Here is a 17,694-nt window from a genome sequence, read left to right as displayed (position 1 = left end):
AAAACTAATAACCAACTATGAGAAAATATTTAGTAATTGTGGATAGAAACAGATCCCAAAAGTGGACAAGGTTCGCTAATTTTGTTATTGACAGGCTTGTCATTACTTTGGCATTTCTTGCTCTTGGGTTTATTTCATCCCTACTATATCAACTTGCAAACATTGACTTTTTCATCAAAATTATTTATAAAATGTCACAAATGAATAGATTTGTTGATATACTGATAACCTCTTTAATTTATTTTATATACACCTTCCTTATTGAATACTTTACCAAAGGAAGATCCATCGGTAAGTATATTACAGGAACTAAAGTTATTTGTATTGATGGTACAGAACCTACCTTCAATGATTATCTTATCCGGAATATCTCCAGAATTGTTCCTTTTGATGCCCTCTCTTTTTTAGGTGAGAATGGCTGGCATGATAAATGGAGCGAAACAAGAGTTATTAACATCAAAAATTATCAGACTGAAATTCAAGCAAAAAGCGAAATTGACAGTCTTGGAAAGAAAGAAATTGCCTGAAAACTTTTGTTCATTAAGAAATTTTACTATATTTGCACACCTCAAAAATGGTAAAAATGGTACTTTGGCCGAGCGGCTAGGCAGTGGTCTGCAACACCATCTACAGCGGTTCGAATCCGCTAGGTACCTCTTCAAAAACCTCTAAATTTTATTTAGAGGTTTTTTTATGATCTAACGAGTATATTTAAAAATTTACGCTTTTTCCATATTGTAAAATTGTTATCTTTTAACATTCAGAAGAACCTGAAGCATCAATGTTTTCAAAAAAAAGCCTCCCGGAAAGAATGGGAGGCAGATAAAAGATAAATATGGATGATAATAATGTTTTATAAAATTAAAAAAGATTGAGAGAGGTAATTATGAGTATAATCATAAAATTAAAAACCCCGGACTTCTCCGGGGAACAATTCAAATAAACGGGCGATGAAAAACTTGTTATCGAAATTACAATACTTTATAGTACTGCTTTTATGAGTAAGGTCATAAAATATGGAAACAAAAAAAACCTCCCATTCAGGAGGTTAACAATAACTTAAAATAGGTTTTGAAAACTCTATCTTCCTCCAAAGATATCAATTATTATTCTTATAATCCATGATCTTAATCATCAAAAAAAGAAAAACCTTGCAAACTACCGACAGGCAAAGTATTAATTGGCAGAAATATAATCTTCAAAGCATCAAATATAAAAATTATCCTATTTTTGAAGCATGACCAGGGTCATAATAGCAAATTCCTGATCTATAAAATTCAACTTCTTACATTTTAGCTTATTCTGATTAAGCTATACTGATCATTTCTTGTAATTCTCTGTTGATAGATCAAGCATCGTATTAATTCAAGTTACATGCCAGATAATCACCTGCTTCTAAATTTTAATTTTATGGTACTTATTTTTTAATTCAAAAATGAACCGTAGATGTGTGCACAGATTGTCAAAAGTACTTATTGGGGGAGAAATTAAATATTACTAATATGTTATTAATTTATTTATTTTACTGTAAAATCAATAAAATATTTACAGCGCACAAATCGGTTTAATAGACATATGGTTATTTAACAATAAAAAGTATATCACGCTATTTTCATCTTTCCAAAACAATCAGCTACGTTTTTTTGTACTTCCAATGTAAAATTTACAGCCATATTTATGGTTATTTTTTGTAAATACAGAGCCAAATTTTCAAAAAACAACATAAATTTTCCTTGATATTTTTTTATTTAATAGAAATTTAAAAACATAACAAAAACAACACAACACACTCATTTACAGATAATTAAAATCAATAAACTTATCAAAAGGCAGGGATAAATTCATGAATTTATAAAGCATTTCCTTGATAATCATTCAAGCTTACAGCATATTTGTCTAAAGCAAGAATGTAGTGAGATTTTTTTATCTGCCTCATATCAACATCAGAAATAACTAATATCAATGAAAAAAACAATCTCTACTCTTAGTATTATATTTTCGGTTTTTATGTTTTCACAACAGAAAAAAAATGATTCTGTGAACAAGATAGTCGAAAAGCAAATACAGGAAGTCGAGATCAACATGAAGAAAAAACTTATAGAAAGAAAGGTTGACAGACTGGTTTTTAATGTTGAGAACTCAATAACAGCTTCCGGCTCTGATGCGGTAGAGGTTTTGAAAAAAACACCGGGTGTTGCCATTCAGGGAAACACTATCGGTATTATTGGCAAAAGCTCTGTTTCTGTTATGATAGATGAAAAAATGGTTCAGTTATCAGGAGAAGCCCTGATGAACTATCTAAGAGCCACCTCATCTGAAAATATAAAAAGTATAGAGGTGATTACCACACCTCCGTCAAAATATGATGCTGAAGGGAACAGTGGTATTATCAATATTCAGCTGAAAAAAGCAAAACAGAATTCCTGGAGTAACAGTACAAGGACTACTTATACACAAACCAGCTATCCTGCATTATCCCTGGGGAATACATTTAACTATAACAAAGACAGATACTCATTTTCAATCATGCTGGATGCTAAAAAAGGAAATGAAAATGTAACCGAGAGATCAAATATTGAATATCCATCCTATTTATGGATGAGTAAAGTGAAAAGAAAAGACAGCAAAGATGTTCAGAGTGTAAAAGTATCAGCGGACTATCAGATTTCAAAAAAATCAAGTATTGGAGCAATTTTTCAATTTTATAATTCCACACCGGACGTCCAGGAAACGAATATTGTAAACCTACTTAGCAGACAAGGTCAGGAAAATAAAATTTTATCAACGCTTGCTGAAACAGATGTGAAAAACTGGAACAATTCATTAAACCTGCATTTCACACACGATCTTGATTCTTTAGGAAAAAAACTCTCTGTTGATTTGGATTATTTCAAATTTAAGGAAGATAAAAACAGGCTTTTTGACACGCATGAAAACAATGTGTTACAATTATCAGCACAGAATCTAGGGCAACAGGATATCAATAACTTATCAGCTAAGATTGATTTTATCCACCCTGCAAAGTTTGCAAATTATACTTATGGAGCGAAGTTAACTTCAACAAAAAACGACAGTTCCATAAAATTTATAGATCAGACGACTGGAACTCCTGTAGTAGATCCGTTACAGACTGATGCTTATCAATACAGAGAAAACATACAGGCTGCCTATTTTGATCTTGCTAAAAGCTTTGGAGAAAAATGGCAGATAAAATTAGGGGCAAGAGCAGAATATACCCAGACTACGTCTAAATCTGTCACCAACAATACGGAATATAAAAATGATTATTTTAAAATTTTTCCAACGTTTTACATACTTAGAGCTATTAATGAGACTAATACCATCAACCTGAGCTATAGTAAAAGAATAAACAGACCTTCGTTTTGGGAATTAAACCCTTTTAAGTGGTATTTCAATGCCAACTCTTATGCTGAGGGGAATCCTTTTTTACAGCCAGCAATCAGTCATAATTTTGAACTGACACATACTTATAAGGAAAAATTATTTACTTCATTTTTCACCCAGCTAAAAAGCAACGGGTTTAGTCAGGTCCCTTATGTCAAAGATGATTTGACTCAGGTTTTTACAAGGTTAAATTATTATAAAAGCTATGCCTATGGAATTTCACAGAATTATGTTTTCAATAAATGGAGCTGGTTAGAAAGCAATGCCCAATACAATATTTATTATATAAAAACCAAGATTGATGATCAGTATAAAGATGCTGTACCTTCTCAAAGCGGGCTTGGTTTCGCCTTCTCACTAAACAACAGTTTTGTACTTAATAAAAGTAAAACAGTATCGGGAGAGCTTAATTACAATTACAACGCACCCAATAAAGGGTTGATATATAAACAAGGCGGGTCGATGAGGTTAGATCTCGGGTTAAGGTTCTTGTTCCTCAATAAAAACCTGCAATGTTCTATTAGCATAGATGATATTTTAAAAACAAGTAATCCTGATAACACAACATACACCAATGGTATCACCCAAACCTACAATGTGTATGCGGATACCAGAAGACTGAGGCTATCCCTACGATACAACTTTGGAAACAAAAATATTAGGGGTAAAAGCAGAGAAGCAGGAAACAGTGATGAAAAAAACAGATTAAAATAATATGATTTCCGGTTTTGTATGTGCACAATACACGACTACGAATAAATATAACCGTTTGCAAACAAATACCAAAGAAGGTTAATGTATCAAAACTTTACCAAAAACTTTAATTTAAAATTTTAATTAACATGAAAAATTCAAAACTTAAGAACATTTACAGTGCTGTACAATTAGACGCTGTAAATAGAGGTGAAATCATTAGTGTAAATGAGCAATTAGCTATCAGAGGTGGACAGGCTGCAGGATGGCAACCACTGTGTACAGTAAACGTAAACTCTGGTTGTAATATCGGTTGTACTCCAACAACTCCAACCACTCCAACTAAAGAAATCTCTACTATAGAGTAAATTAATTATCCTCCATAACTATTTTCAATAGTTATGGAGGTTTTTAACCCTTTTAAAAACTATACTATGTTCAAAAACTCTTATTATAAAATAAAATCGGAAGTAGGAAATGATACCGTGCTTTTTTATTCTACAAGGAGTGGCGAAACAATGGCTTTAGAAAGCCACACTGCCCTACTGTATGAAAATGAAAATTATGATGATCTTCCTGAGAATGTTTTTTCTAAGCTTCTGGCATCAGACCTCATTGTACCAAAAGAAGAAAATGAGCTGGATGAAGTGATACTAGAAAATAAAACAAGTATTGCCGAAAGCAGAACGTTGTATCAGGTGATACAACCTACAGCCAACTGCCAGTTGGGATGTGGATACTGTGGGCAAAACCATACCAAAGCCCTATTGAATAATGAACAAATGGATGCTATTGTTGAAAGGGTAAAATTTAAACTTGAAAGAGAAAATAATTTTGACGCTCTGGAAATAGGTTGGTTTGGAGCGGAACCGCTAATGGCCTTAAGCAATATTAAAGCATTAACTCCAAGATTAAAAGCATTAGCCGACAAGCACAATTTAAGATACTCTTCAAAAATGGTAACTAATGGGTTGTCTTTAAAATTGAATGTTTTCCTGGATCTGGTTAAAAACTATCACCTCAGCTTTTTTGAAATTACATTAGACGGTACAGAAGAATACCATGACAAAAGAAGATTCCTGAAATCAGGAGAGAAAAGTTACAGAATCATTCTCGACAATCTTATTGATATATTCAACTATGAAGGTTTTTCTGAATTAAATACTACTGTAAATATCCGCTGTAATGTAGATCAAACCAATCACGACAGCGTTACCCTGTTAATTGATGAGCTGAATTCTTTGGGAATTCATAAAAAGCTTTCCAGTTTCTATGTTGCCCCTATACATTCCTGGGGAAATGACGCCCACCTGATGTCTCTGGAAATTGCCAACTTTGCAGATAAAGAGATTGACTGGGTGATGTATTGCCTTAAAAAGGAATTCAATACCCCTGTGGTACCTAACAGAAAAAAACAGACATGTATGGCTATAGATCCAAAAGCAGAACTGATAGATGCTTACGGAAATATTTATAACTGTACAGAAATTTCATATGTTCCGGCTTATGACAAATCCGGTTATATCTTAGGAAATTTAAACAGAACAGAACCCAGCAATTTATTGGAAGAAAGACCATTTATTGACTGGAACGACCTGATTAGGGAAAACAAATCAAACTCTCCGTGTCATACCTGTAAAATACTTCCTATCTGTGGAGGGGCATGCCCTAAAACATGGAAAGAAGGAATTTTTTCTTGCCCGTCATTTAAATTCAATATGGAAGACAGGATCGCTTTATCCTATATAATTGCTCAAAAAGGATCAGAAGTTTTAAGTGCCTTTTAAAATAAATACCATGAAAAAATTTGATAATCTTTATAGTAAACTAGATCAGCTGGAAAAGCTAAACAAGCAAAAATACAAAGAGCAGCTGAAATTTGACGAACATGTGAATGAGATGATTAATTCTGTATGTTTAAATAAAAAAATATTCCTATTTTACTATGAAAATTATCAGAAAGCTCTGGAACAATCCAGACATGGAAATATCCTTACCGCTGAAAATCTTATAGTAAGAGCAGGAAAATACATAGACAAATCTTCACTGAGTGAAGATGAAAAAAAACTATATGATTTGATTTGTGTACCTATTGATGCCTATCTGCACTACAGGAAAGGAGATTTTTCTGCTGCTTTCACAGGTACAAAAAAAACAATGGAACTGGATTCTTATTTTGAAAAAAGATTTCCTATAGTTTTCTTTCATAAAATTCAGCAGATCCACAACCTGGCAAGAATCAGTTTCAGATCAATGGAAGTGGACCAGGCGCTTATGATCTTAAAAGACATATTCAGACTATTGATAGACAAAATTCCAATCACTTTTGAAAATATTGTTTACAACCCCGCATACCTGGAATACAATAGTGACGACCTTCGCAAGTCCATGATTTTTGACATCCTGGCCGATGTGATCACAACAGCAGAAAAACATAAGGAAAATGAAAAAATCACTATCTTAGATTTTTGTGATGAAATAATCAGCCATTCCTCATTTAATAAACTAGAAAACCAGCTAATCCTATGAAAGTATTCAAATTATTTATTGTAATGATCCTTTTCTTTTCTTTTGAAAAAGCCCATTCCCAAATGATTAAAAGCGAATTAAATACCGAAAAAACAGATTTTAAAGAAATCAGGATTGAAGATATTGCCCAGGTATTTTTCACTAAAGGTTCCGAAAATTCAATTATCGTGGAAAGGAGCTCAGACAAAGACAAAGAGATCCAATTCAGCATAACTGACGGTATTGCCTCTGTAAAGGCAGTCCATTCTACCGAAGAAAGCAAAAAAAATAATTACAACCTTTATATTACATCAAAAAGTGATGACATTTTCATCAATGCCTATAATCTGGGAATAGTACAGACCACAGATAAAGCCCAGTTCGGAACAATCAAACTTAAGGTTATCAATGCCGGAAAAATAGATCTCACCGTTGATACTCAAACCTTAGTTCTGAATATAGAAAATGTAGCTTCACTGAAAATTAGTGGAAAAACAGATCAGCTGACGTTAGATAAAAAAAATGTAATGCTTTCTAATCTGAGAAAATTGAAAGTAAAAAAAGATTAAGCACACACCGGGGGAAACAAAATTTTAATAACTGTATCCCTTAATTAATCCTGTTTCCGAAGCATAAATCAAAATGCTCAACAATACAAAATTGAAACAGGTTTTCCATCAAAGCACAAGTATTCATTGTTGCTCAGTATCCTTATACCAATCAAAGATAAATAATTAAGATAGTGCGTTTTATTGCTCAATATGATCAAATGGATTGCGGCCCTGCTTGTATAAGCATGGTGGCCAATTCTTATGGAAAAGAATATCCATTGGAATACCTTAGAGAAAACTCCTATATTACAAAAGAAGGGGTTTCTCTTTTAGGCATAGGAGAAGCCTCAAAAAAAATAGGATTCGATTACCATGCTGTAAAAGAGGAGTCTGACCACTTAATTTCCAATATTGAAAATAGTAAGAAGCCTGTTATTTTACACTGGGACCAAAACCATTTTGTTGTACTCAATAAAGTTAGCAATTCCTTATTCTCCAAAAAAAAAATATTTGAAATTTACGATCCTGCTCATGGTATCATCAAAATTTCTCAGAAAAAATTCGAAGAATCCTGGATTTCAGATCACAGCAAAGGAGTTTCTGTCTATTTAACTCCTACAGATTCTTTTTATGAAAATGAACCTCCTCAGCAGAAACTACTAACCGTTAAGCAGACTGTTGAATATCTACAACCCTACAAAAAAAAAATAGCACTGATGTTCTGCCTGCTTCTTGCAGGAAGTGCCATCACATTGATCTTTCCATTTCTTACACAGTCTCTGATAGATGACGGAGTAAGTTCAAAGAATTTAAATTTTATTTTTATTATCCTGCTGGCACAGCTGTCATTATTTTTAGGCAGTATCGTTATCAATATCTTCAGAAACTGGCTGACCCTCTATATAGGTACCCATCTGAGTATCAAAATTATTTCAGACTTTTTAAAAAAAATAATAGAACTTCCCATCCGGTTTTTCGACACCAAACTGCTTGGAGATTTCCAGCAAAGAATTCAGGACAATAATAGGATTGAGGAATTTTTAACCTCCCAGAGCTTACTCACATTTTTTTCCATAGTCACCTTCTCTGTTTTTTTTGGTGTTCTCGCGTATTACGATGTCAAAATATTGTTAGTCTATTCCATTTTAACCCTGATCTCTATTGCATGGTCATTTTACTGGCTTAGAAAGAGAAAAGTAATGGATTATTTTCGATTTAAACTCCGTAGTGAAAATCAGGATTCCATCTATGAGATGCTGAACGGAGTTACCGAAATGAAATTAAATCAATTTGAAGATTTTAAAATCTCAGAATGGGAAAAAATTCAAAAGAAACTGTTTAAACTTAATATCAGGATCTTAAAAATTGATCAGTATCAAATGTCCGGATTTGAGTTTTTGAATCAGCTTAAAAATATAATTGTCACTTTCCTGGCTGCTACCTATGTTGTAAAGGGAAACATGTCTTTGGGAGCTCTTTTATCCGTATCTTACATAATAGGGCAGATGAATTCCCCCGTAAGTCAAATGGTGAATTTCTTCCGTTCCTTTCAAGATGCAAAACTAAGTATGGAAAGGCTTAATGAAGTTCAGTTTAAATCCAAAGAAGAAAAAGAAGACGACCAACCTATCGAATCCAATGAAGATACAGCAGGCGATATACGCTTTGAAAATGTATCATTTCAGTATGAAGGGCCTCAATCACCTTATGTATTGAAAGATATCTCGCTTACCATTCCCCACGGCAAGGTCACCGCGATTGTGGGAGCCAGCGGAAGTGGAAAAACAACCTTAATGAAACTTTTACTGAGATTTTATAATCCTGTATCGGGTAAAATAAGTTTCGGAAAAACGAATATTTTAAATATTTCTCCTAAAAGCATCAGAAAAAGTTCAGGAGTTGTTCTTCAGGACGGATTTATATTTTCTGATACCATCGCCAGAAATATCATTACCCATGATGAAGCGGGTGATGATGAAAAATTATTAAAAGCAGTTACAACAGCCAATATCAGTGAATTTGTAAACTCTCTTCCTTTGAGATATAATACCAAAATTGGAGCTTCAGGTAATGGAATTTCCGGGGGCCAAAAACAAAGAATACTCATTGCAAGGGCAGTATATAAAGATCCTCAATACTTATTTTTTGATGAGGCAACATCAGCCCTGGATGCTGAAAATGAAAAAGTAATCCATGATAACCTTCAGGAGTTTTTTAAAGGAAAAACAGTAGTCATTATAGCTCATCGTTTATCAACTGTGAAAAACGCTGACAACATTATCGTTTTAAATGGGGGAAAAATAGTAGAAGAAGGCAGTCATCAGGAATTGGTCACTAAAAACGGTGAATATTACAAATTAGTCAAAAACCAGTTGGAATTAGGAAGTTAATATTCTATGGTTTTAACAAAACAAGCTTCCCTTTCACAGAGAAGCTTAATAAATAATGCAAAAAGTGATGATATGTAAAAAAATTATTACATAAAAATAATTAATAAGTTCATTTCACTTTTATGATCAGGATCATATAAAAAAAATCCTCGGAAATTCCGAGGATAAAAACTAATAACCATGAAAACTCAAATTAAACATGAGTTACATATCTACATTGAAAAATCGTGCCAAAATTTAAATTTTGATAAAAATATTTTAATGTATATTTTCAAAAGGTTAAATATTATATTTTAATATTTTCACCTGTTTTTTTTCATATTATTAAAAATAAGATCTCACTAATTACAACTATTCTAAATAGAAAACATCAAATAATCAATATAATTAAAGATCATTCAATAATAAGTCTAATAAAAAAGCTGAATTATAAAAAATAAAAAAAGCAGCCATAAATTCCAACCATTATAAATTGAAAATTAAATCCGTAAATTTAATGCAAAATATCTTGATAATTATAAATTAATTTGAAGATATTTTTTTTTAAAATGAAAAATAAAATTTAATTAAAAAATGTTTATTGGGATTACATGTAAATAGTGGCATTGACAAAATACTAAGCTTATTGTTAAAATGAACAAAAGAAGAAACACAAATATTAAATCCTCTGGCTTATGAAGTTCATTTTTATAAGGACTCTTTTTTTTGGCTCCATCTGATTAGGTTATAAAAGCTAGTTCATCAAAATCGATTTCTAATCTATTCATTCTTGGCTCATTTAAAACCAAGCATAATAAAAATAGAATATTACATCAAAAAGAAACTATATTGATGTAAGTTTATATTACCCAAACCTTTGCACCAGATCCGTACTATCTTTTCATCTGCTGTTATTTTAAAATAAAAAAAGCCTCCAGGAGAGGCCTTAAAAAACACAAATGATGAAAAAAAATTTTATATATTCAGAAATAAAATAATAATATTTAATCTTTATTCAAAATTATGCTGCTTTTTATTTTTATTTTATGACCTCAGTCATAAAATAATTTTTATTTTGTAATAATAAATCAAAACTAAAAACCTATAAAATAAGAAAAATATATCAACTATACTATGATCAAAGATATGTTTTTCATGAATATAGTTTTATAGTTTTACACATTAATTAACTCAAAAAAACGTGATAAAATTTTCTATACTTATAGCCAACTATAATAATGGAAAGTATTTTAGGGACTGCTATAATTCATTAGTCAATCAAACTTATGAAAATTGGGAAGCCATCATTGTTGATGATGCCTCTACAGATAATTCAGTAGAAGTTATACAATCAATTATCAAAGATGATCCCCGTTTCAAACTGTATCACAATACAGTAAATCAGGGCTGTGGATTCACCAAAAGAGAGTGCATGAAATATGCCGAGGGAGAGCTATGTGCTTACCTTGACCCTGATGATGCTATCTATACGCAAGCATTGGAAAAAACAATCCAGGAATTTGCAAATAATAACGATCTTGTAGCTACCTATTCCCAGATGATGCTGTGTGATGCCAATCTTATCGCTGATAAGGTGTTTGCCAGTACCAAACAAGTCTATAATAACCGATATTTTTTCAATTGCCCTATTCAATTCGCCCATTTTTTTACCTTTAAAAAAGAAACGTATTTAAAAACTTCAGGCATTAATCCAACACTGAGAAGTGCTGTTGACCAGGATCTATATCTGAAAATTCTGGAATATGGTGATGTAAAGTACATCAAAGAACCTTTATACCTCTACCGGCTTCATTCTAATGGAATTTCACAGCATAGCAGCAAGAAGGGAGCAAAAGAATCTTTCGCTAAAGTGATTTATGACACCATGAAAAGAAGAGGAATCAAGAAGATCAATAACCAGAATGTTCCCGAAACCTATACCAATTCAGAAGAAATATATCAACTCCTGGCTTATCAAACCAGTACTTTTCATCGTTTGCTTAACAAGATAAAGGTAACTCTACACTTATAATAAGAACTCCTCATTTGAGGAGTTTTTTTATGGAATAAAATAATTACTTATTGTATCTAAAACTCCTATTACCTTCCTTAATTTAAAGGTAGACATTCATTAAAAAGAATAATTTCTCCATTATTATACATAGAAAAGACCTCCAATCAGGAGGCCTAAAAAACACAAATGATGAAAAAAATCTATTCAGAAAAATCCAAACAGAATATCGTAAAATGTTTACTATTTATACTATAATTACATTTATGATTGATTTTACCATGAATGAAATAATAAGTATAAATTAAGTAACCAATGCAATTAACTTAATAATTAATTAAAAATACTTCTTTTAGAGGTTGGTAAATTTACTAAATATTTTGTTTTATGCAATATTATTCTTCCCAAGTTATTGGAATATATACTGTAATATATCCATCAGGACCTACCTGAGCATCTGAAACAGTCACTACAACCGATCCATAGCCAGTCCAGCCACCCTGTCCCTGCATTGCAGAAAACGTATAAGTTCCTGCGGGAATTCCTTCATAATACTGAGGTAAAGTCTGAAAGCCTCCGCTATAATACGTGTCATACACATCACCCGTAGTCATATTTTCAGCAAGAAAACTACCGACATCATGACTTCCGGAAAGAATTTTTGTTCCATTTTTAGAAAGCAAACCATATCGTATCTTATAAGTCTGTTCTTTTGTTTCATTCTTTGATACCTCTGGACGAGCTTGCGACTGTGTCTTCATAACATTATCAGTAGAAGACCATGAAACAGCAGTACCTAGCAGTCCGATGAAAGCCAGCGCTGTAAATGTTGTTTTTTTCATATTGAAAGTAATTTAGTTCTTCAAAATTAATCATCTCAGATTAATTTAAAGAAAACTATTAATTAATTAAAACTTACAATTAGCTCCTTACAAAAAAATCCCATTACCAACACTCAAAAAACCTTTTAAACAAATAGCAAAAACTATACTGAACACACACCTAACGTACAATATTTATGATATTTTACACAATAGCTTCTGCCTTATTTGATAATTTTAACATCCTTTAACAGAAATTTGGCTTCATAATTGGAAATAGAAATAAAACTAAAGTTGTTTAGACTCTAGCTTATTAAAATTTGAATTATGAAAAAGGTAATATTAGCAGGTTTTTTATCCGTTTTTTTAATGACGGCCTGCAAAAAAGATGATAGCATCGCTGAAAAATCTCTGGAAGCACAAAAACTTGAGTTTCAGGCCAAACAGCTTGAAATAGAAAAACAGAAGCTAGCCATTGAAAAGGAAAAGCTGGTTTACGAAGCTCAGAAAAAATCTGACAGCATTTCAGAACGCAAAAAAGCAAGAGCTGAAAATAATTCAAAGCCACAGGTTATAAGAGAAACCAGAACAGTCTACAGAGATAGAAACTCTGGTTCTAACTCCAATTCTAATTCCAGTTCCGGAGGAAGCAATGGAGATTATGCAGATAACGGAAGCAGTTCTTCACAAGGTACAACTAAGAAAAAAGGAATGAGTAAAGCCGCTAAAGGAACCATCATTGGTACTGTAGGTGGAGCCGCTGCAGGAGCTATTATTTCTAAAAACAACAGAGGTCTTGGAGCTGTAATTGGTGGTGTAGTAGGTGGAGCTACCGGATATGCCATAGGGAGATCAGGAGACAGAAAAGACGGAAGAGTACAGCCACGCAGGTAATATTTTTTAACAATACAATATAAAGATTGCTTATTTTTAAGCAATCTTTTTTTATGATACTGATTCTTTTTTCTGCTATTTTTATCATTCCGGTTCTGATTGGTGCAGGTAAAATCATGGACCTTTTCTGGGGCTCTCTCTCTCCTGGTATTGCCGCAAAAGCTTTAGCAGGAATTTTAGGAATAAGTATAGTATGGACTCTCCTTTCCTTTTTTATCCCCTTAAATATTTATGTAGAAATAGGTACCCTCTCATTGGGATTCCTTTTCTTTTTTAGAAATAAATTATACCTGGAATTATATCATTTCTCAGGAAAGGATATTTTTTTAATGATTACAATATCATTTATTATAATATTAGCCGGTACATTTTCGCCTTATATATTAGATCATTTCGGATACTATGTTCCAACCATACAATGGCTTACTGAATATGGATTGATAAAAGGAATTTCCAATCTGGATTTTACATTGGGCCAAATGTCTGTATGGCATATTTTTCAGGCTGGTTTTTCAAATTTCTCAGATCCTTTTTTAAGAATCAATACGATCTTGTTGAGTATTTATACCATTTATATTATGGAAAGAAAAGCATGGATACATCTGTGTTTTCTCCCTGTTTTATTATTGTTTTCACAATCTCCAAGCCCTGACCTCCCTGTTATTGCACTTTCTTTAATTATTTTGAATGAAATAATAGCTGGAAACAGAAACACAACCTTACTTTTTGCATTTTCCATTTTTATTTTTGCCATAAAGCCTACCATGATCTGGCTGCCCTTATTGACATTCCTCCGTACTGTTTTTATTTTTAAATCAGATTTTAAAAAACTGCTTTTTGGAATTTTTATTCTCCTTTTATTTTTCGCAAAAAATATCTGGACATTCGGTTACCCCGTATTTCCCGTTGCCTTAGGTGATTTGGGAGTATCCTGGAAACCTAATCCTGAAATCTTAAAAACTTCTTCACAATATGCTGTTCAAAAAACATATGATATGCAGTATTCTTATGAAGAAATTCAGAGATTCTCAACCTTTGATTACATCAGAAACTGGTTTTTCCTGGACGGAATAAAATCCATAATCAACATCCTGTTTATGGTAAGCCTGATTACTTTTTCAGCATTTGCCTGGATCAAAAAAAGAAAGCTGGTCACTTTAATTTGTATTTCATTACTCATAAAAAGTATACTTGTACTTGCTTTTTCCGCTCAGTACCGTTTTTTCATTGATGTATTCTTTGTGATATTTCTCATATTTTTTTATGACTATTTTGACAAACGGAAATCAGTCACCGTTTTCTCAACGTTAAGTATATTATTTATTTTTATTTTGTCCTTTCCAAACTTCATTCAGGAACATCTTCCAAGTTTTAGACCCGGAAATTTTATCGCCGGATTTGAAAAAAAACAATTTTACAGACCATCAACCTATGAATATCATCAATACAATACCTATGAGGTGGGCAATTTAAAATTCAATGTTTCGAAAAATTATCCTTTTAATTTTGACACTCCCCTTCCCGCCATATCAACAAGTTTTATTTTTGATGACGGCAAAGCAGGAATATTTCCCCAGCTTTCCGACAAAAACGATATCAGGAAAGGTTTTATATGGAAAAAAATGATTTCAAAAGAGAAAATAGAAGCCGAAGATGTTATTAACACTATTAAAAACACTGATAAATAGAACAAATACTGAAACTTTATTATCTGGAGAAAAAAAGGTAATTTTGTACTATGTTCAATACATTAGGTAATCTTCTTAGTCTTACAACATTTGGAGAAAGTCACGGAGTGGCTTATGGCGGTATCATCAATAATTTTCCGGCAGGTTTAACGGTAGATCTCGAAAAAGTTCAGTATGAGCTGAACCGGAGAAAACCGGGGCAGTCTGCTATCGTTACCCAAAGAAAAGAAAGTGACACCGTAAAGTTTCTTTCAGGAATTTTTGACGGAAAAACAACAGGTACCCCAATCGGTTTTATCATTGAAAACGAAAATCAGAAATCAAAAGATTATGACCATATTGCGGGTGCATATCGTCCGAGTCATGCAGATTTCACTTATGACCAGAAATTTGGGTTTAGGGACTATCGTGGGGGTGGGAAATCTTCAGCAAGAGAAACCATGAACTGGGTAGTTGCAGGTGCATTTGCCAAACAGCTTCTACCGAAACTTGAAATAAATGCTTACGTTTCTTCCGTAGGAGATATCTTCTGTGAAAAGCCATATCAGGCATTGGATTTTTCTAAAACTGAAAGCAATGATGTACGTTGTCCGGATGCGGAAACTGCTGAAAAAATGATTTCAAAAATTAAAGAAATCAAAAAAGAAGGCAATACCATCGGTGGAACCATTACCTGCGTTATTAAAAATGTTCCTGTAGGAATTGGTGAACCTATATTTTCAAAACTTCAGGCAGAACTGGCAAAAGCAATGCTGAATATTAATGCATGTAAAGGTTTTGAATATGGCAGTGGATTCTGTGGTGCAAAAATGACCGGAAAGGAGCATAATGATGCCTTCAATACAGATTTCACCACAAAATCTAATCTTTCAGGAGGTATTCAGGGAGGAATTTCCAATGGAATGGATATTTATTTCCGTGTAGCATTCAAACCTGTAGCTACTATTTTAAGGCCTCAGGACAGTATAGATAAAGAAGGAAACCCTGTTATTGTAGAAGGCAAAGGGCGTCATGATCCATGTGTGGTTCCAAGAGCAGTTCCTGTAGTAGAAGCTCTGGCTGCATTTGTATTGGCTGATCTGTTTTTGATCAACAAAACAAGAAATATCAATAATTTTTAAATATAATTTTTTGGTAATGAAAAATTACTGGGATAAAGGAATTTCATTTGAAGAATACCTTCAAATTGCAAAACAAAGATTAGAAAATCCAGCTAACCAACAGGAAGCGGACTACAAACAATATTACGAACTGGGACTTCAGAGAATGGACAGAACACTCAAGAAGTATGTTCCGGATGAAGAGCAATTGAAGGAATTAGCGGCTAAAAAATTTGACGGAAAGATTTTAATTATTTCTGAAGCTTGGTGTGGGGATGCAAGCGCTACCGTACCCGCCCTTTTCAAGTTCTTTGAAGACCATAATGAAGTCAAAGTTTTCCTGAGAGACAGTGATAAAAGTCTGATCAATCAGTTTTTAACCAATGGAACAGAGTCTATTCCTAAAGTAATTATCCTGGATAAAGATTTTAATGTGAAAAATTCATGGGGCCCACGTCCGAAATATGGATATGAGCTGCTTATGAAACATAAAGCTGATCCTGAAGGATATCCAAAAGACAGTTTTTACAATGACCTGCAGATTTATTATGCAAGAAACAGAGGTAAAGATTCTGTTCAGGAAATTTTAGATTTATTATAAAAATACGTCTGATACTTATTAACAGTAAAAAACAGTAAATGAAAAAGAACATTATTTATATTGTACTCATCGTCATTATTGCCATCATTGCTTTTGTGCCGGGAATAAGAAATTTCATGAAAGATCAGTTCTTTCCTATTGCTACTATTGAAAATGCTGTACATATAAGTGAGGAAGATTATGATATCGACCTTAAAGGGATCAACGCTTCAAGCACCAATCTTAAAAACTTTAAAAATAAAGCTGTTTTTCTGAACTTCTGGGGAACATGGTGTCCACCGTGCAGAAAAGAATGGCCCACTATTCAGAAGCTATATGATTCCAGAAAAGACAATGTTGATTTCGTCCTTATTGCCATGAATGATAAGGAAGAGGATGTAAGAAAATTTTTGAAAGAAAATAATTATACTGTTCCGGTGTATATTGCTCAAAGTCCTATTTCTGAAAAAATTCTTCCAAAAGTATTCCCTACTACTTTCCTTTTAGATAAAACAGGGAGGATTATTATAAAAGAGGATGCTTACAGAGATTGGAATACAGAGACTGTGCATCAGTTCATTGACAATATTATTAAATAATTACTTTTAACTAAATTTTATAATTTGTTGGTATAAGATTTGCGAAATTAACAGCGTTGAAAAACTTATTTAAAACCAAACACAAAATGAAATATTCAAAGTTAAACATTGCTAAAGAAGCTATCAATCACAAAGGTTTTGTGAGAAAGATTCCCGACATATTCAGAATGGTAAAAATGTGGAGAAAAGGAGCATATCCAATGAAATCCATAGATATCATTCTTCCTCTACTGGGAATTTTATATATCATCTCCCCTATCGATCTTCTTCCTGAGTTTGCCATACCGGTACTTGGAGTAATGGATGACCTGGCAGTATTATCGTTAACGATACCCAAGCTCATCAAAGAAGTTGATAAGTTTTTACTTTGGGAAGCCGAGCAAAAATACAGCGGGGCCAAAGTTATTGATGCTGAAATTATAAAATAATAATTTATTATAGTCTTTAAAACCATCCTTCAGGGTGGTTTTTTATT

The 17,694-nt window shown here is 32.7% G+C and carries 15 protein-coding genes and 1 tRNA gene; 15 read left to right on the top strand and 1 reads right to left on the bottom strand.

Annotation, left to right across the window (positions count from 1 at the left end; genetic code table 11):
* Nucleotides 1–17 precede the first annotated feature (17 nt).
* The 9 genes from MP478_RS12780 to MP478_RS12740 all read left to right on the top strand — a co-directional run bounded on the left by MP478_RS12780 (nucleotide 18) and on the right by MP478_RS12740 (nucleotide 11,558).
* A complete protein-coding gene (locus MP478_RS12780) occupies nucleotides 18–527 on the top strand; it encodes an RDD family protein (RefSeq protein ID WP_230041217.1) in 510 nt (169 codons plus the stop codon).
* A gap of 58 nt (nucleotides 528–585) precedes the next feature.
* Nucleotides 586–656, top strand: a tRNA-Cys gene (locus MP478_RS12775).
* A gap of 1,381 nt (nucleotides 657–2,037) precedes the next feature.
* Nucleotides 2,038–4,119, top strand: coding sequence for an outer membrane beta-barrel family protein (locus MP478_RS12770; RefSeq protein WP_230041218.1), 2,082 nt, complete (start codon nucleotides 2,038–2,040; stop codon nucleotides 4,117–4,119).
* A 128-nt stretch (nucleotides 4,120–4,247) separates the two neighbouring features.
* The gene (locus tag MP478_RS12765) at nucleotides 4,248–4,466 is read left to right on the top strand and encodes a hypothetical protein (protein WP_230041219.1); all 219 of its coding nucleotides are present in this window, start codon (nucleotides 4,248–4,250) and stop codon (nucleotides 4,464–4,466) included.
* 66 nt (nucleotides 4,467–4,532) lie between these two features.
* Nucleotides 4,533–5,885, top strand: a complete 1,353-nt coding sequence (locus MP478_RS12760; protein WP_230041220.1) for a radical SAM/SPASM domain-containing protein — start codon at nucleotides 4,533–4,535, stop codon at nucleotides 5,883–5,885.
* 10 nt (nucleotides 5,886–5,895) lie between these two features.
* Entirely contained in the window at nucleotides 5,896–6,627 is a 732-nt protein-coding gene (locus tag MP478_RS12755) for a hypothetical protein (protein ID WP_257200660.1), read from the top strand.
* Nucleotides 6,624–7,175 carry a DUF2807 domain-containing protein gene (locus MP478_RS12750; protein ID WP_257200659.1) on the top strand — a complete coding sequence of 184 codons (552 nt, stop codon included), beginning with the start codon at nucleotides 6,624–6,626 and terminating at the stop codon, nucleotides 7,173–7,175. The genes MP478_RS12755 and MP478_RS12750 overlap by 4 nt, the downstream gene beginning before the upstream one ends.
* Before the next feature lie 200 nt (nucleotides 7,176–7,375).
* Nucleotides 7,376–9,547, top strand: a complete 2,172-nt coding sequence (locus MP478_RS12745; RefSeq protein ID WP_373691706.1) for a peptidase domain-containing ABC transporter — start codon at nucleotides 7,376–7,378, stop codon at nucleotides 9,545–9,547.
* 1,180 nt (nucleotides 9,548–10,727) lie between these two features.
* Nucleotides 10,728–11,558 carry a glycosyltransferase gene (locus tag MP478_RS12740; RefSeq protein WP_257190913.1) on the top strand — a complete coding sequence of 277 codons (831 nt, stop codon included), beginning with the start codon at nucleotides 10,728–10,730 and terminating at the stop codon, nucleotides 11,556–11,558.
* 374 nt (nucleotides 11,559–11,932) lie between these two features.
* Here MP478_RS12740 and MP478_RS12735 read toward each other — a convergent pair whose 3' ends face one another.
* Entirely contained in the window at nucleotides 11,933–12,379 is a 447-nt protein-coding gene (locus MP478_RS12735; RefSeq protein ID WP_257200657.1) for a hypothetical protein, read from the bottom strand.
* A gap of 306 nt (nucleotides 12,380–12,685) precedes the next feature.
* Between MP478_RS12735 and MP478_RS12730 the strand changes: the two genes are divergently transcribed.
* The 6 genes from MP478_RS12730 (at nucleotide 12,686) to MP478_RS12705 (ending at nucleotide 17,647) form a co-directional block, all read left to right on the top strand.
* Nucleotides 12,686–13,252 carry a YMGG-like glycine zipper-containing protein gene (locus MP478_RS12730; protein WP_257200656.1) on the top strand — a complete coding sequence of 189 codons (567 nt, stop codon included), beginning with the start codon at nucleotides 12,686–12,688 and terminating at the stop codon, nucleotides 13,250–13,252.
* A gap of 53 nt (nucleotides 13,253–13,305) precedes the next feature.
* Nucleotides 13,306–14,940 carry a hypothetical protein gene (locus MP478_RS12725; protein WP_257200655.1) on the top strand — a complete coding sequence of 545 codons (1,635 nt, stop codon included), beginning with the start codon at nucleotides 13,306–13,308 and terminating at the stop codon, nucleotides 14,938–14,940.
* Nucleotides 14,941–14,990: 50 nt separating this feature from the next.
* Nucleotides 14,991–16,061 carry a chorismate synthase gene (gene aroC, locus MP478_RS12720; RefSeq protein ID WP_230038012.1) on the top strand — a complete coding sequence of 357 codons (1,071 nt, stop codon included), beginning with the start codon at nucleotides 14,991–14,993 and terminating at the stop codon, nucleotides 16,059–16,061.
* Nucleotides 16,062–16,077: 16 nt separating this feature from the next.
* A complete protein-coding gene (locus tag MP478_RS12715; RefSeq protein ID WP_230038014.1) occupies nucleotides 16,078–16,641 on the top strand; it encodes a thioredoxin family protein in 564 nt (187 codons plus the stop codon).
* A 38-nt stretch (nucleotides 16,642–16,679) separates the two neighbouring features.
* Nucleotides 16,680–17,219 carry a TlpA disulfide reductase family protein gene (locus MP478_RS12710; protein WP_257190918.1) on the top strand — a complete coding sequence of 180 codons (540 nt, stop codon included), beginning with the start codon at nucleotides 16,680–16,682 and terminating at the stop codon, nucleotides 17,217–17,219.
* An 86-nt stretch (nucleotides 17,220–17,305) separates the two neighbouring features.
* Entirely contained in the window at nucleotides 17,306–17,647 is a 342-nt protein-coding gene (locus tag MP478_RS12705) for a YkvA family protein (protein WP_230038018.1), read from the top strand.
* The last annotated feature ends 47 nt before the right edge of the window (nucleotides 17,648–17,694 follow it).

This window comes from Chryseobacterium sp. WG14 (genome assembly GCF_024586945.1).
Classification (GTDB): Bacteria; Bacteroidota; Bacteroidia; order Flavobacteriales; family Weeksellaceae; genus Chryseobacterium.
This window is presented reverse-complemented; position numbering and strand designations above follow the sequence as displayed.

Excerpts from the sequence above, each read along its gene's own strand:
- MP478_RS12760 (WP_230041220.1), top strand. The coding sequence starts at position 4,533 with ATGTTCAAAAACTCTTATTATAAAATAAAATCGGAAGTAGGAAATGAT.
- MP478_RS12705 (WP_230038018.1), top strand. The coding sequence starts at position 17,306 with ATGAAATATTCAAAGTTAAACATTGCTAAAGAAGCTATCAATCACAAA.
- aroC (WP_230038012.1), top strand. The coding sequence starts at position 14,991 with ATGTTCAATACATTAGGTAATCTTCTTAGTCTTACAACATTTGGAGAA.
- MP478_RS12725 (WP_257200655.1), top strand. The coding sequence starts at position 13,306 with ATGATACTGATTCTTTTTTCTGCTATTTTTATCATTCCGGTTCTGATT.
- MP478_RS12780 (WP_230041217.1), top strand. The coding sequence starts at position 18 with ATGAGAAAATATTTAGTAATTGTGGATAGAAACAGATCCCAAAAGTGG.
- MP478_RS12745 (WP_373691706.1), top strand. The coding sequence starts at position 7,376 with ATGGATTGCGGCCCTGCTTGTATAAGCATGGTGGCCAATTCTTATGGA.
- MP478_RS12755 (WP_257200660.1), top strand. The coding sequence starts at position 5,896 with ATGAAAAAATTTGATAATCTTTATAGTAAACTAGATCAGCTGGAAAAG.
- MP478_RS12715 (WP_230038014.1), top strand. The coding sequence starts at position 16,078 with ATGAAAAATTACTGGGATAAAGGAATTTCATTTGAAGAATACCTTCAA.
- MP478_RS12730 (WP_257200656.1), top strand. The coding sequence starts at position 12,686 with ATGAAAAAGGTAATATTAGCAGGTTTTTTATCCGTTTTTTTAATGACG.
- MP478_RS12765 (WP_230041219.1), top strand. The coding sequence starts at position 4,248 with ATGAAAAATTCAAAACTTAAGAACATTTACAGTGCTGTACAATTAGAC.
- MP478_RS12750 (WP_257200659.1), top strand. The coding sequence starts at position 6,624 with ATGAAAGTATTCAAATTATTTATTGTAATGATCCTTTTCTTTTCTTTT.
- MP478_RS12735 (WP_257200657.1), bottom strand. The coding sequence starts at position 12,379 with ATGAAAAAAACAACATTTACAGCGCTGGCTTTCATCGGACTGCTAGGT.
- MP478_RS12710 (WP_257190918.1), top strand. The coding sequence starts at position 16,680 with ATGAAAAAGAACATTATTTATATTGTACTCATCGTCATTATTGCCATC.